Below are 13,871 nucleotides of genomic sequence, written 5' to 3'. Positions count from 1 at the left end.
ACTGGTAGACGCCCAGCAGGCGTCCGCCGGGACTGTCGAGCGACCTCGGGCAGTTCCTTGATCACCTTCGAAAATCTGTCTCTCGACCGACGGCAAACGGCGTTCCGGCGGTGCGTCGATCTCTGTCGCGATCTCCACAGGAGCTCTCCTGGCCCGGCCCCTCTCAGGCCTTGACGGCCAGCACAGGGACGTCGACCGAGAGCAGGATCTTCTGGGCGTTGCTGCCGAGGACCAGCTTGCCCACGGGTGAGCGCTTGCGCAGGCCGATGACGAGCAGGCTGGCCCCTAGCTCGTTGGTGATCGCGTAGAGCTCGTCGGCCACGTCCTTGCCCCGCATGAGCTGGCGGACCTCCCCCTTCACACGGGCGTCCGCGAGCTGGGCGCGGACCTCGTCCAACTCGTCCTCGCTGGCGAGCAGCGGGTCAGCGTAGGCCTGCCCTGCCGAGACGTTGAGGACGAGCACGTCCTCGGCGTGGGCCTGGGCCTCGTGGATGGCGCGGGCGAGCGCAGCCCTGCCCTCGGGCTTGGTGGTGTAGCCGACGACGATCGTCATCGCGGTCCTTTCTCGGTCGAGGCGGTCGGGGTCTTGGCTGTCGGCGCGGTCCACAGAGCTAGCTCGGACACTCCGGCGGCAGAGCACGCCGGGCGGCGACGGCGCTGCTTACCACGTGCTCCTGCATCACCCGGTCGGCTGCGTCCGGGTCCCCGGACATCAGGGCATCGAAGATGGCGCGGTGCTCGACCGCGGCCTTCGCCGGCCTGCCCGGATCGCTCGTGGCCCAGGCCTTGTACCGGTCGACGTGGCCGCGGATCTCGTGCAGCAGCTGGCTGCACCAGGGGTTGTCGGCGCACTCGGCGACGGTAGCGTGGAACTCCCGGCCAAGGCGCAGGATCTCGGACTCGTCGCCTTCCGCACGGTCCATCCGCTCCAACAGCTTCTCGAGCCGCGACCTCGCCTCGAGCGTCATCCGCAGGGACGCGTCACGGGCAAGCAGGCCCTCGAGCCGTGCCCTGATGTCGAAGATCCGGGCGAGATCCTCCCGCCGCAGCGGCGCCACGCGCAGGCCGCCGGAGAGCTGACGGTGGACGAGCCCCTCAGCGAGCAGGAGGCGTAGCGCCTCGCGCACTGGGGTCCGGCTCACATTCAGCCGCTCGGCGAGAGCCGGCTCGGTCAGCCGGTCCCCCGGGCCTAGCGACCCGTCGATGATCTGCCCGCGGACCGTGGCATACACCGTCTCCAGACCTGTCCCCCGTCGGACGTTGGCAATCGACATGCCAGTTAGTCTTTCAGCAGATCTCGACCTTGCATACATGCATACACCGCAGTAGGTTCCGGTCAGCACCCGCGCTGGCGACCGGTCGACCGGGGGCAGACACTGACAACGATGTGCAGTCGAACCGGAAGGTCTCCGATGCGTCCTCGCAGCCCCCTTGGCCTCCTTGCCCTCACCACCGTCGCCCTGACGCTCGCCGCCTGCGGAGGCGGCGACACCGGCACCGGCGCCGCTGGCGGTGAAGAGACCTCCGCCACGGGCGGCGGCGCCGCGGCCGCCGAGCCCATCACCCAGCTGGAGATCATCGCACCCGCCGCCCCGGGCAGCGGGTGGGACCAGACCTCCCGCGCCGTGCAGGCGGCGCTGCAGGACGAATCGCTCGCCGAGCAGGTCACTGTCACCAACGTTCCCGGCGCGTCCGGCACGGTCGCCCTGGCGCAGATCGCCCCGCAGACCGGCAAGGAGGGCCTGTGGATGGCCTCAGGGTTGGCGATGATGACCGGCATCATCACCAACAACGCCGACATCACGCTCGATGACGTCACCCCTCTGGCCCGGATGATCGGCGAGTACGAGGTGATCGTGGTCCCGGCCGCCTCGGAGTTCCAGACCCTCGACGACCTGCTCACCGCCATCGAGGAGGACCCGGCCGCCGTGCCGATCGCCGGCGGCTCGGCGGGTAGCGCCGACCACCTCTTCCTCGGTCTCCTTGCGGAGGCACGGGGCATCACCCCGAGCGACCTGAACTACGTCCCGTTCTCCGGCGGCGGCGAGGCGACGACGGCGCTGCTGGGCAACCAGGTGGCGGCCGGCATCTCCGGCACGGGCGAGTTCGCGGCGCAGATCGAGAGCGGCGAGCTCCGTGCGCTCGTCGTCTCCTCCCTCGAGCCGGTCTCCTCCATCCCCGACGCCCCCACGCTGACCGACGAAGGCCTCGAGGACCTGGAGTTCTTCAACTGGCGCTCGATCATGGCCCCGGCCGACCTGCCCCAGGAGACCATCGACCAGTACATCGCCACGTTGGACGCCCTGCAGGAGTCCGAGACGTGGCAGCAGACCCTCACCGACAACGCCTGGGACGACGCCTACCTCTCCGGTGAGGAGTTCGGTACGTGGCTCGAGGAGGAGAACACCCGCGTCACCGAGGTTCTCGAGGGCCTCGGTCTCGTCCAGTGACGGCCGACGGCGGCGCCCGGCGGGCGACGCCGAAGACCCCCTCCGCCCCGGATGGGCGGGCTCGCCGCCATGTCGCGTGGGGCGAGCTCGTCCTGGGCGTGGCCGTCCTGGCCGTCGGCGTCCTCGTCGTCCTTGACGCCCGCTCGCTGCCGGCCTCGACGTCGGCCTCGGGCATCGGGGCGGGGTTCTTCCCCACCATCGTCGCGGTGGTGACGATGGTGGTGGCCGCGGCGCTCATCGTGCACGTGCTCCTCGGTGGTCGTGGAGACCCGGACGAGGGTGAGGGCGACGTCGACGTCGACGTCGCTCACGTCCGCTCCGCGCTCATCGTCCTGGTCGCGATCGCCTGGTACGGGCTGACCCTCGAGCGGCTGGGCTACGTGCCGACCGCCCTGGTGACGTTCTGGGCCATCGCGTACGCCTTCGGCGCCCGCCGCTACGTCCGCGACTTCCTCATCTCCGCGACGCTCGCCGTCGTGATCTACGTGGGCTTCACGAAGGGCTTGTCGATCCGCCTGCCCCCGGGCCTGCTCGAAGGGGTGTTGTGACCGACTCGCTCAGCTCCCTCGCGCAGGGCTTCGCCGTCGCGCTGACCTTGACGAACCTGCTCTACGCGCTGGCCGGCACCGCGATCGGCACGCTGGTCGGCGTGCTGCCGGGCATCGGTCCTGCGCTCACGATCGCCCTGCTGCTGCCCTTGACCTACGGCCTCGAGCCGTCGAGCACGTTCATCATGTTCGCCGGCATCTACTACGGCGCGATGTACGGCGGCTCGACGACGTCGATCCTGCTGAAGACCCCGGGCGAGGCCGGGTCGATCGTCACGGCGATCGACGGGAACAAGATGGCGCGCGCCGGCCGGGGTGCCGCCGCCCTGGCGACGGCGGCCATCGGCTCGTTCGTCGCCGGCGCCCTGGCGACGGCGGCCCTGGCGGTCGCCGCGCCCGCGATCGTGCGCGTCGCCCTCAAGCTGGGCCCGCACGACTACTTCGCGCTCATGGTCATGGCGTTCCTGACGGTCAGCGCGCTGCTGGGCCGGTCCGTGCTGCGCGGCCTCGTCAGCCTCTGCCTCGGCCTCGTCATCGGCCTGATCGGCATCGACTTCCAGAGCGGGCAGGCCCGCCTGGACTTCGGGCTGGTGCGGCTCCTGGACGGCATCGACGTCGTCCTGGTCATCGTCGGCCTCTTCGCGATCGGCGAGGTGATCTACGTGGCCGCCCACCAGACGGGGGCGGCGTTCTCGATCACGAAGCTCAGCGGACGGATGATGTCGGGCGAGGACTGGCGCCGCTCCTGGAAGCCGTGGCTGCGTGGCACCGCCATCGGCTTCCCGATGGGGACGATCCCGTCCGGTGGGTCGGAGATCCCGACCTTCCTGTCCTACTCGCTGGAGAAGAAGCTCTCCAAGCACCCGGAGGAGTTCGGCAACGGGGCGATCGAGGGCGTCGCGGGACCGGAGGCGGCGAACAACGCCAACGCCGCCGGCGTCCTGGTGCCCCTGCTGACGCTCGGCATCCCGACGTCGGCGACCGCCGCGGTCATCCTCGTGGCCTTCCAGCAGTACGGCATCCAGCCGGGCCCGCAGCTGCTGACCACCCAGGCCCCGCTGGTGTGGGGCCTCATCGCGAGCCTGTTCATCGGCAACGTCATGCTGCTCCTGCTGAACCTCCCGCTGGTGCGCGTATGGGTGAAGATCCTCCAGATCCCCAAGCCGTACCTCTACGCCGGGATCGCGCTGTTCGCCCTCCTCGGCGCCTACACGCTCAACGGTGCGGCTTTCGACGTGTGGGTCATGGCCGCGATCGGGCTGCTCGGGTACGTGATGCGCCGGTTCGGCGTCCCGGTCGCGCCGCTCATCATGGGCGCCATCCTCGGCCCGCTCGCGGAGCTCCAGCTGCGCCGGGCGCTCGACATCTCCGCGGGCGACCTCGGCATCCTGGTGAGCTCGCCGTTCTCCATCGTCGTCTACGTGCTCCTCGTGGTCGCGGTCGTGCTGCCGCGGGTGCTGGCCCGGCGGACCGCCGCGCGGGCTCGCGTCGACGCCGCCGTGTGACCCGATGGGCGTAGCACGAGGATGGCCGGTCGCCCTGATGTGCCACGCCGTCGTGGTTCAGGCGCTCACCTACGTCCTTCGCCCGACGACGGCGTACCGTGCCCTCGAGCTCGAGGTCCCGGCGAGCCAGCTCGGCCTGCTCTCCGGGGCCTTCGCCGTCGTCCCCCTGCTCATCGCGATCCCGGTGGGGCGGATGACGGACCTGCGCGGCGAGCGGCTCGTCCTCTGGACCGGCGCGGGCCTGATGCTGGTGGCGACGGCCGGGCTAGCGTGGCTGGCCGACTCCTTCATGGCGCTGCTGCTCTGGAGCGTGGTGCTCGGCGTCGGGCACCTGCTGACCATCGTCGGCGAGCAGACCACCGTGACCGTGGCGCGCAGCGCCCGCAGCCTGGACTCGGCGTTCGGGCGCTACACCCTGTCGGTATCGTTCGGCCAGATCGTCGGCCCGGGCTTGATCACGCTGCTCGGCGGCGACGGCGCCATCCCGGACACCTCGGCCATCTTCGACGGGGCGGTGGTGCTCGCCGTCGTGCTCGTGGTCAGCACCGCAGCGCTACGCACCTCGCGGTACGAGCCCGTCCGCGACGCCGTGCCGGGAAGCCTACGGCAGGCGATGAGCGTGACCGGACCCGTGCGCAGCGAGCTCCTCACTGCGATCACGGCCTCCCTCGTGCTGATCGCGGCCATCGACCTCCTCGTCGTCTACGTGCCCGCGCTAGGTGCGCAGGCGGGGATCAGCGCGGGAACAGTCGGCCTGCTGCTCTCGGTGCGGGCGGCGGCGTCGATGGTCTCGCGCATGTTCGTCGGCGGTCTTGTGGCTCGCTTCCGCCGCATCCCGACGCTCGGCGCCTCGCTGGCGATCTCCTCGCTGGCCGTCGCCGCCATCCCGGTACCGATGCCGCTCGCCGTGCTGTTCGCCGTGATGGCGCTGGGCGGGCTGACGCTCGGGATCGGACAGCCGCTGACGATGGCCTGGGTGACGGAGGCGTCGCCGCCCGGTGCCCGCGCCACCTGGCTGTCGGTGCGGCTGACCGGCAACCGGCTGGGGCAGACCATGGTGCCGACCGTCGCCGGGCTCGCCGCCTCCTCCGCCGGGGTCGGCGGCGTGCTGTGGGTGATGGCGGCCGCCCTGGCCGGCGTCGCGCTCGTGGTCCGGCGGGGCCGTCCCGCCTGATCTGAGCGAACCGCACCGGACCAGGTGGCGGGAGGGGGCCGACGCCGGACCACTCACCTGACACGGCGCGCCGGTCCAGGCGGAGCGGTCATGTCCGCGAGCGGCTTTCGTTGACGAACCGCTCACAAGAAAGTCCGAGGCCCTCCCGCTCTACTGAGCGAAAGGGCCTCTGACCTGGTACTTCACTTGTAGCGGGGGCAGGATTTGAACCTGCGACCTCTGGGTTATGAGTGCAGCCCCTGTTGTGCCCGCACCCCGCCTGAGTAGGCTCGCTGCATGTATCTGCGCACGTCAGCGCCCCTCATGCGTACGCCTGCGTTCGCGCCGGTCCGCCGGTGGTCGGCTACGTCTGCCCACATTGCGCCCACATCTGGGACACGGTGGTCGCGATGGCCTGGGTGACCGTCCGGCGGGCCGACGACGGCAGGAAGCGGTACCAAGGCCGCTACAGGGACGGGTCAGGGGCCAAGCGCACCGCCGGCACGTTCAGCACCGAAAAGGCCGCGATGCAGGCCGCCGTCCGCGCGGAACTCGCCCTGGCCGAGGGGACGTGGATCGACCCACGCGCTGGGCGCCTCACCTTCAGGGAGTACGCCGAGAACGTCTGGCTGCCCTCACGACACCTGGAGGTGACCACCTACGCCGCCTACGCCTCGAACCTGCGCATCCACTTCATCCCGTTCTTCGGGGACTACCCGATGGCGCGGATCATGCCCGCGATGGTGCAGGCGTGGGTCAACCAAGCCGGCACGCCGAAGACCGTCGCCGGCAAGGAACGCAAGGGCCTGTCCGCACGCTCCATCGTCAAGTACCACGTCATGCTTCACTCGATCTTCGCCCGCGCAGTCGCCGACCGGATCATCCCGTTCAACCCCTGCGCGGCTACCGACCTGCCCAAGGTCGTGGCTACCAGGACCCGCACCCTGACGCCCGACGAGTACACCCGGCTGCTGGCACAGATCCCACCCCGGTTCACCGTGATGGTCATGACAGCGATCGAGACCGGGCTGCGCTGGGGCGAGCTGGTCGCCCTCCGACCCCGGCACATCGACACCAACAGCTGCACCATCACGGTGCAGGACACCATCGTCGAGGTCTCCGCGAAGGACTCCCCCACCGGACAACGCATGCTCGTCAAGCCCTACCCCAAGGACGACGAACACCGGACCCTCGCCGTCTCCCAGGAGTTGATCGACACCCTCACATCACGCATCCACGATCTCGACCTCAGCGACGACGACCTCCTCTTCCCCTCCCGTGAGACCGCGGGCGGCCAGCCCCTCTCACGAGCCACGTTCAACACCCGCTACTGGCGGCCAGCCGTCCAGCGCTCCGGCATCGACTTCCCCGTCCGCATGCACGACCTGCGCCACGCCCACGCCTCATGGCTCCTCGCCGGCGGCGCCGACCTGCGATCCGTCATGGCACGCATGGGCCACGCGCAGATCCAGACCACCCAGAAGTACCTGCACACCCTCGACGACGCCGATCAGCGCGCACTCGCCGCCTTTCACGCCACCCGCTCTCGCGCCTCGAGGTGACCCCCCGGGGCGTTAAGCGCGCGGTTCCGCGGACCTCCGGCGCGTGGCGGGTTCAGGGTCGGACTGGAACGCACGCGCACAGGATCGCCGCCAAGACACGCACTAGAGCGTGTCTCTAAAGGTGCTTCAGCCAGATGGTGATCGCGCGCAGGACGGCCGCGCCGCGGTAGACGATCGCGAGCTTGTCGTAGCGGGTGGCCAGGGCTCGCCACTGCTTGACGGTGTTGAAGGACCGCTCGACGACGTTGCGGGCCTTGTAGAGCTCGGAGTCGAAGGCTGGTGGTCGTCCGCCGCGTGAGCCGCGGCGTTGGCGGTTGCGGATCTGGTCGCAGGGTTCGGGGATCACGGTCTTGACCCCGCGTGAACGCAGCAGCGTGCGGTGCGCTCGTGCGGAGTAGGCCTTGTCGCCCAGGACGGCGTCCGGTGTGGTCCGGGGCCGCCCGGGCCCGACGCGGTCGACGCGCAGGTGGTTCAGCAGCACCGGGAACATCGGGGAGTCGTTGGCCTGCCCGGGGCCGACCAGGACGACCAGCGGTCGGCCGCGACCGTCGACGAGGTGGTGGATCTTGGAGGACAACCCGCCACGCGAACGGCCGATGCCATGATCGACCGGCTCGTCATAGAGCCCGAGCGCGACCTCAGGAGCGTCCTGACCTGCCCGAATCGCAGAATCCTTGTGATTCGACCCAGCCCCCTGTGGGGCCCGCGAGGAGCCCGACGACCGCACGAGCCGACGCATCGACCCCTGCGGGGCCGAGCGGGGTCGAGGCGTCGCCGGTCACCTCCGATGCGATCTTCGGGTCGGTCTTGGGCTCCCGGGGCAGGTTCGTCGCGTGCCGGTGCGCGCGGTTGATCGTGGAGTCCACACTGACCGTCCAGTCGATCTGGTGCGCGGCGTCGGCCTGGGCCAGCAGCGTGGCCAAGATGGCGTCCCAGGTCCCGTCGCCGCTGAACCGGCGGTGCCGCTTCCACACGGTCTGCCACGGCCCGAACGAGGCCGGAAGATCCCGCCAGGCGATGCCGCAGCGATACCGGTAGATGATCCCCTCCACGACCTGCCGGTGATCACTCATCGGGCGTCCACGACCCGAGCGTTGAGCCGGTAGCAGCGGCTCGATCAGCTTCCACTGGCCATCGTCGAGAAGGGCTTCACGAGTCACCAGACCGGCCTGCGCGACCCACCCCCCAATCCTTTGGAGACACGCTCTAGCCGCGTTGCTGACCCATCTCGCCCTCCCGACCGGTGTCACGGTGGTCATCCGCGACGGGTGGCGTCGGGCTACCGCCGGAGACGCCTCCGTGCCGGGCGAAGTGTTCGACGTCGACCGTGATGAACACCGCGCTCGACGTGGCCACTGTGCGTTCGTCGAAGTCGCTCACGGTGGCGGCGACGAAGACCTTCCGGTCCTCCCGGCTCGTCACCGTCGCCTCGATCCGGTAGCTGACTCCGACGAGCACCGGGGACAGGTAGTCCACCGTGAGCTGGCGGGTGACGGCCGGCGTCCCCACCAGGTAGGGGAGGAACCCGAACAGGTCATCGAGAACGGTGGCAACGGCGCCGCCGTGCACGACTCCGGGAGCTCCGACGTGGCGCTCGTCAAAGACGTGGTCAGCCACCACCCCGTCCCCACGGCGGTGGACCTGTAGGTGATGGCCGTGGGGGTTGTCGAGGCCGCAACCAAGGCACCGTTCGTGGTGCGGTGGCAGGAGGGCGCCGTCTGAGTGGGGCCCGGCCCTCTCGGCCCAGTGCGCGAGCATCGTTCCCATGTCAGGCATCATGTCGTTGACCTTTCGCCATGCCGCGACCAGCGCCGCGGTCCGTGTTCGCCGGAGGGATCGGGTGGTGGCGGCCAACAGCACGACCGCGAAGACCTCTGCGCGAACAAGCCAGATCGGCGGCACCAAAGGGTCGGCGGCGTCGGTGACCGTCAGTCGCGCGGAGGCCAGGGAGCGTCGCCGAGGGCTCGCCTACATCCTCCCTGTCAAGCGGTAGGGGCATTGGTCAACTTCTTCATCACCTCTCCGAAGATCTGCTCGATCTCGGGGTCGGGGCGGCCGACGCCGCCGCCTGCGACCCAGCCGCCGTCAACGACCAGGTTCGCGCCGGTGACGTAGTCGGCCTCGTCTGAGCAGAGGTACACCGCTGCCATGGCGATGTCCTCGGGTCGCCCGATGCGGGGGTTGAGCAGTGCGCGCTCGACCGGTGCGCGCCCGCCGGCCTCCAGGAGTGATCGGGTCGCTGGGGTGTCGATGAATCCGGGGGAGACGGTGTTGACGCGGATGTTCCACGGTGACAGCTCGACGGCGAGATTGACGGTCAGGCGCAGGACGGCGGCTTTGGCCACGTTGTGCACGAGGTTGCCCGCGACGTTCCCGGGCATGGCCGCGCCGACCATCGCGGCGACCGAGCCTGTGTTGAGGATGGTGCCGCGGCCCTTGCGCTTGAAGACCGGGAGAGCTTTCTGGATCGCCAGGAACAAGATGGTGACCTCGTTGGTCATGTCGAAGTCCCAGTCCGCGCGGGTCAGGGACTCGATGGTGCCGCCGCGGACGCCCGAGGCGTTGTTGTACAGGATGTCGAAGTCTCCGTACTGGTCGACGGCGAAGTCGATCCAGCGCTGCACCCCTGCTTCGTCGCCCAGGTTCAGCGGCTGCATCGAGACCATCTCACCGCCCTGCGCCCGGACGAGCTCGACGGTCTGTTCGGCTAGGTCCGCCTTGAGGTCGCACCCGACGATCTTGGCGCCTTCAGCGGCGAAGGCGAGTGCGGCGGCCCGTCCCTGGCCGTCCGCCGTGCCGGTGATGAGGGCAACCTTGCCCTCGAGTCGTCCTGCCATGAGGTACTCCTCCTTGAGTAGTTGTCCGTACCAGCGCGACCCGCGAGCCGGACCGCGGCGTCAGTGCCCTATCAGGTTCTCGGTGCTGCGCGGAAGTTCCGAACCGGTTGCGTAGGCGTAGGACGCCCGGACGAGGTCGGCGGCGATGTCCGCCTCGTGCGCGTCACGCGGGGCGTAGACCATGACCGCTCCCGGCGAGATGATCCCGAGGCGGGCGATGGGGTGCTGCTCGGCCCAGCCGGCATCGATCGCAGCCTCGGCGGCCGCCGGCGGCAGCACCAGGTGCAGGGAGTGGTCGGGGGCTGGGTGGAGGTGGGCGAACTCGGTGCCGATCATGAACGCGTCGGGTGGCCCTTGGACTGGGCCTTCAGGCAGCGTGAGGGCTCGTGCACCCGGGACGGAGATCAGCGAGCCCGCCCAGACCACACCTGGCAGGTGGGCGAGCTGCCCGATGAGGTGCTGCCGCGGTCGGTCGTCGCTGGGCTGCTGGTCAAGCTGGGTGTGTGGGTTGGTCGGGGTCGTCGAGGGTCGCGGGCCAAGGCGCTGAGGCATGGCCACGGGGACGCCGTCCCTCACGAGAGGGTGAACAGCGGGTCGACCAGGACGAGGCCGAGCTCGTCACCGAGGTAGGCGAAGACGGCGAACATCACCAGTGCCGCACCGGCCAGGGCCAGGTCCTTGAGGAACTGGGTCTGTTCCATGGCCTTGGCTCCGGGGTCGGTCTCGGCCCAGAAGCCGTGCATGACGAAGGCTGTGGGAACCAGGAAAGCCACCAGTAGCAAGGCACCGACGTCGGGCCAGATCCCCAGGGCCACCATCAGTGCGCCGACCAGGAGCTGCAGCCCCGTCAGCGGGACCATCACGTTGGCGGCAGGCACCCCCTTGCCGGCGGCGTAACCGGCCATCATCTGCCGCTGTGCGAGGTGTCCGTAGCCTGAGCCGAGGAAGAGCAAGGCGAAGACCACCCTGCCGACGAGCACCAGAACGTCCACATCGTCCTCCGAAGATCGTCGCTTACAAAGCGTAAGTGATTGAGGTATAGCAGTACCCTGGGAGAAGGTCAATCACGCTTGAGCGGACGTGGGGGTCGAGGTGACGGACGGGACGATCGGCCTAGTGGGCGATGACTGCGGACGCTACTGCCCGTCGTTCCACCAGACCGTCGAGCTGCTCGGTCGACGGTGGAACGGTGTCATCCTTCACGCGCTGATGGCCCGCGCCGAGCGCTTCGGTGAGATCCGGGCCGTGATCCCCGGGCTGTCCGACCGCCTGCTGGCCGAGCGGCTGCGAGAGCTCGAACGCGAAGGACTCCTCTCCCGCATCTGCCCGGGCACCTCAGGCGCCCCGCGGTACGTGCTGACGGCTAAGGGACAGGCTCTGGGGCCGGTCATCGACGCGATCTCGTCCTGGGCAGCAGACTGGGCCCAGGCAGCCGACTAGCTGTACTCGGCCAGGACGTTGGTGACGTCGGGGGTCGTTGACGAGAGGAGAACCTCCGGGTGGGCTGTGGCTTGTCGAAGGCCCACACCCACCCGGAGGTTCTCGTGCCTCACGCTAACGCCCGTCTCAATCTGCGTGGCCGCCAGCTGATGATCAAGCGCGTCGTGCATCAAGGGCGACCGGTCGCCCACGTCGCCCACGAGCTGGGATTCGCCCGCCAGACCGGCTACCGATGGGTGCGCCGCTGGCGTGCCGAGGGAGCGAGCGGCCTGCTGGACAGGGCCTCCCGGCCGCACTCAAGCCCGGGCAGGACGCCGACCGCTCTGGAGGACGCGATCTGCGAGGCGCGAGCTCGCGAGCGGTCCGGCCCGGACGTGCTCAGCGGTGAGCTCGGGGTCCCGGCCCGGACGATCACCCGGGTCCTGCGCCGGCGCGGCATGCCGCTGCTGCGCGACCTGGACCCCCTGACCGGACAGGTCATCCGGGCATCGAAGGCCACCACGGTCCGCTACGAGCGTGACCGGCCCGGCGAGTCCGTGCACATGGACGTCAAGAAGTTCGGACGCATCCCCCGACGGCGGCGGTTGGCGAGCCAGCGGAGGGACGCTGGCCAGCCACCAGGCACGCGTGGACAAGACCCCGATCGGGTTCGACTACGTGCACTCGATGGTCGACGACTACTCCCGGCTGGCCTACTCCGAGATCCTGCCCGACGAGAAGGGCCCCACCTGCGCCGCCTTCCTGGCCCGGGCTGCGGCCTACTTCGCAGCCCACGGCATCACCCGGATCGAACGGATCATGACCGACAACGCCTGGGCCTACCGCTACTCCCTGGGCGCGGTCGCCGCCGACCTCGGCGCCGAGCAGGTGTTCATCAAGCCGCACTGCCCCTGGCAGAACGGGAAGGTCGAACGCCTCAACCGCACCCTGCAGACCGAGTGGGCCAACCGGCAGGTCTTCACCAGCAACGACGAACGCGCCGCAGCCCTTGCCCCCTGGCTCGAGGACTACAACACTCGCAGACGCCACAGCGCCCTCGGAGGACTCCCACCCATCAGCCGCCTGTCACCAACGTGACGGCCGAGTACACCTAGCCCGGACCTAGGGCAGACCTAGGGCATGTCCCCTGTCTTCAGGCGGGTGATGATTGTGGCGAGGACGACGGCGTCAGCGCACGATAACGCTCGCCGTGGCAGACGCGCCCTAGCGGGAGGTTGAGGAGTGCTCAGGGGATCAGGACGGCACGGCCCTGGATCTGGCCGGCGGCGAGGCGCGCGAACACGTCGTTGATCTCGCTCAGCGGATACCGCTCGATCGTGGAGACCAGGCGTCCGGTCCGGGCCATGGCAAGGACCTCCTCCAGCTCGTTGCGGCTGCCCCAGCTGCTGCTGGTCAGCGTCGCCTGGACCGGCAGGGAGAAGAACGAGAACGGGAAGGACCCTCCCGCCAGACCCACCAGGACGAACAGGCCCTGCGGCCCGAGCGACGACGCGCCCAGTGTCATCGTCGCGTCGGCCCCGACGAAGTCCAGTGCGACCGCTGCACCTTCGCCGTGGCTGGCGGCCTTGATCTGCTCCATGGCGTCGGCGTCCGCCGGGTCGACCACCTGGTCGGCGCCGAGTTCGAGGGCGAGGCGCCGCTTGTCCGCCGAGCTGTCGACGACGACCACCGTCGCCGCGGAGAGCAGCTTGAGGAACTGCAGCCCGTACTGGCCGAGCCCACCGGCGCCAACCAGCACCACGGTGGTACCGGGCACCAGACGCGGGAGGGCCTTCTTCACGGCGGAGTACGGGGTGAGCGCCGCGTCGGTCAGCGGGGCGGCGAGCGCCGGGTCCAGGTCGCCAGCGGCCAGCAGGTGCCGGGTGCTCGGGACGAGCATGTAGTCCGCGTAGCCGCCGTCGGGGCCGATGCCGCCCCACCGCATGGTGTCGCACAGCTGCTCTTGGCCGCCCAGGCACAGACGGCAGTGGCCGCAGCCCCACCCGCCGAACACCACGACGGGTTCACCGACCTCAAAGCCCTCGGCGCCCTGACCGATGGCGTCGACCCACCCGGCGTTCTCGTGCCCCAGCAGTGCGGGGAGGTGGACGGGGATCTCCCCCGCCCGGACGTGCAGGTCGGAGTGGCAGGCACCCGACCCGCCGACGCGGACCCGTACCTCACCGGGACCTGGCTCGGGCGTCGGGACCTCCTCCACCACGAAGTCACCGCCGAACTCGTGCAACCGTGCTGCCTTCATCGCCAACCCCTTCTTTGAGGTCGTGCCGCAGGAGCCTGGCCCGGGATCCCGGACGACTCGTTGAGCGTGCCACAGCCACCGCAGCGGTGTGAAGGTCCGCGAAGTCGTGCGGGGACCGGCAACTGAGGCCGGCGTGG

Annotated in this window: 13 protein-coding genes and 3 pseudogenes; 7 read left to right on the top strand and 9 right to left on the bottom strand. The window is 69.8% G+C overall.

Going from position 1 to position 13,871, the window contains the following annotated elements; translation table 11 throughout:
* Positions 1 to 163: 163 nt before the first annotated feature.
* Together HIR71_RS02275 and HIR71_RS02270 are read right to left on the bottom strand one after the other, a co-directional pair.
* Positions 164 to 553, bottom strand: a complete 390-nt coding sequence (locus HIR71_RS02275; RefSeq protein WP_169323015.1) for a universal stress protein — start codon at positions 551 to 553, stop codon at positions 164 to 166.
* Positions 554 to 611: 58 nt separating this feature from the next.
* Positions 612 to 1,274, bottom strand: coding sequence for a GntR family transcriptional regulator (locus HIR71_RS02270; RefSeq protein WP_169323013.1), 663 nt, complete (start codon positions 1,272 to 1,274; stop codon positions 612 to 614).
* A gap of 138 nt (positions 1,275 to 1,412) precedes the next feature.
* Between HIR71_RS02270 and HIR71_RS02265 the strand changes: the two genes are divergently transcribed.
* The 5 genes from HIR71_RS02265 to HIR71_RS02245 all read left to right on the top strand — a co-directional run bounded on the left by HIR71_RS02265 (position 1,413) and on the right by HIR71_RS02245 (position 7,218).
* Entirely contained in the window at positions 1,413 to 2,450 is a 1,038-nt protein-coding gene (locus HIR71_RS02265; RefSeq protein ID WP_169323012.1) for a Bug family tripartite tricarboxylate transporter substrate binding protein, read from the top strand.
* Positions 2,447 to 2,998 carry a tripartite tricarboxylate transporter TctB family protein gene (locus HIR71_RS02260; RefSeq protein WP_169323010.1) on the top strand — a complete coding sequence of 184 codons (552 nt, stop codon included), beginning with the start codon at positions 2,447 to 2,449 and terminating at the stop codon, positions 2,996 to 2,998. The genes HIR71_RS02265 and HIR71_RS02260 overlap by 4 nt, the downstream gene beginning before the upstream one ends.
* Positions 2,995 to 4,503 (top strand): tripartite tricarboxylate transporter permease, encoded by a 1,509-nt coding sequence (locus tag HIR71_RS02255; protein WP_169323008.1) that lies wholly within the window; start codon positions 2,995 to 2,997, stop codon positions 4,501 to 4,503. The genes HIR71_RS02260 and HIR71_RS02255 overlap by 4 nt, the downstream gene beginning before the upstream one ends.
* Positions 4,504 to 4,540: 37 nt before the next feature.
* On the top strand, positions 4,541 to 5,677 hold the full coding sequence (locus HIR71_RS02250; protein ID WP_169323006.1) for an MFS transporter: 1,137 nt from the start codon (positions 4,541 to 4,543) through the stop codon (positions 5,675 to 5,677).
* Positions 5,678 to 6,066: 389 nt separating this feature from the next.
* Entirely contained in the window at positions 6,067 to 7,218 is a 1,152-nt protein-coding gene (locus HIR71_RS02245) for a tyrosine-type recombinase/integrase (protein WP_169323004.1), read from the top strand.
* Positions 7,219 to 7,333: 115 nt separating this feature from the next.
* Here HIR71_RS02245 and HIR71_RS02240 read toward each other — a convergent pair.
* The 6 genes and pseudogenes from HIR71_RS02240 to HIR71_RS02215 all read right to left on the bottom strand — a co-directional run.
* Positions 7,334 to 7,837: pseudogene (locus HIR71_RS02240) on the bottom strand (IS5 family transposase); the annotation flags it as partial.
* Positions 7,838 to 8,033: 196 nt separating this feature from the next.
* Positions 8,034 to 8,477 (bottom strand): annotated as a pseudogene (locus HIR71_RS16630) (IS5 family transposase); the annotation flags it as partial.
* Positions 8,425 to 9,120, bottom strand: coding sequence for a PaaI family thioesterase (locus tag HIR71_RS02230; RefSeq protein ID WP_211373677.1), 696 nt, complete (start codon positions 9,118 to 9,120; stop codon positions 8,425 to 8,427). The pseudogene HIR71_RS16630 and the gene HIR71_RS02230, both read right to left, overlap by 53 nt.
* An 80-nt stretch (positions 9,121 to 9,200) precedes the next feature.
* Positions 9,201 to 10,055 carry an SDR family NAD(P)-dependent oxidoreductase gene (locus HIR71_RS02225; protein ID WP_169322998.1) on the bottom strand — a complete coding sequence of 285 codons (855 nt, stop codon included), beginning with the start codon at positions 10,053 to 10,055 and terminating at the stop codon, positions 9,201 to 9,203.
* 60 nt (positions 10,056 to 10,115) lie between these two features.
* Positions 10,116 to 10,391 carry a luciferase domain-containing protein gene (locus HIR71_RS17670; RefSeq protein ID WP_472595084.1) on the bottom strand — a complete coding sequence of 92 codons (276 nt, stop codon included), beginning with the start codon at positions 10,389 to 10,391 and terminating at the stop codon, positions 10,116 to 10,118.
* Between the two features lie 236 nt (positions 10,392 to 10,627).
* Positions 10,628 to 11,047, bottom strand: coding sequence for a DoxX family protein (locus HIR71_RS02215; protein WP_169322994.1), 420 nt, complete (start codon positions 11,045 to 11,047; stop codon positions 10,628 to 10,630).
* 124 nt (positions 11,048 to 11,171) lie between these two features.
* Here HIR71_RS02215 and HIR71_RS02210 point away from each other — a divergent pair, with 124 nt between their 5' ends.
* Both HIR71_RS02210 and HIR71_RS02205 read left to right on the top strand, forming a co-directional pair.
* The gene (locus HIR71_RS02210; RefSeq protein ID WP_311836030.1) at positions 11,172 to 11,495 is read left to right on the top strand and encodes a winged helix-turn-helix transcriptional regulator; all 324 of its coding nucleotides are present in this window, start codon (positions 11,172 to 11,174) and stop codon (positions 11,493 to 11,495) included.
* Between the two features lie 104 nt (positions 11,496 to 11,599).
* Positions 11,600 to 12,572: pseudogene (locus tag HIR71_RS02205) on the top strand (IS481 family transposase).
* Positions 12,573 to 12,720: 148 nt separating this feature from the next.
* Here HIR71_RS02205 and HIR71_RS02200 read toward each other — a convergent pair.
* On the bottom strand, positions 12,721 to 13,734 hold the full coding sequence (locus HIR71_RS02200) for an NAD(P)-dependent alcohol dehydrogenase (RefSeq protein ID WP_169322992.1): 1,014 nt from the start codon (positions 13,732 to 13,734) through the stop codon (positions 12,721 to 12,723).
* Positions 13,735 to 13,871 lie beyond the last annotated feature (137 nt).

It is taken from the genome of Cellulomonas fimi (genome assembly GCF_012952065.1).
Lineage (GTDB): Bacteria > Actinomycetota > Actinomycetes > Actinomycetales > Cellulomonadaceae > Pengzhenrongella > Pengzhenrongella fimi_A.
This window is presented reverse-complemented; position numbering and strand designations above follow the sequence as displayed.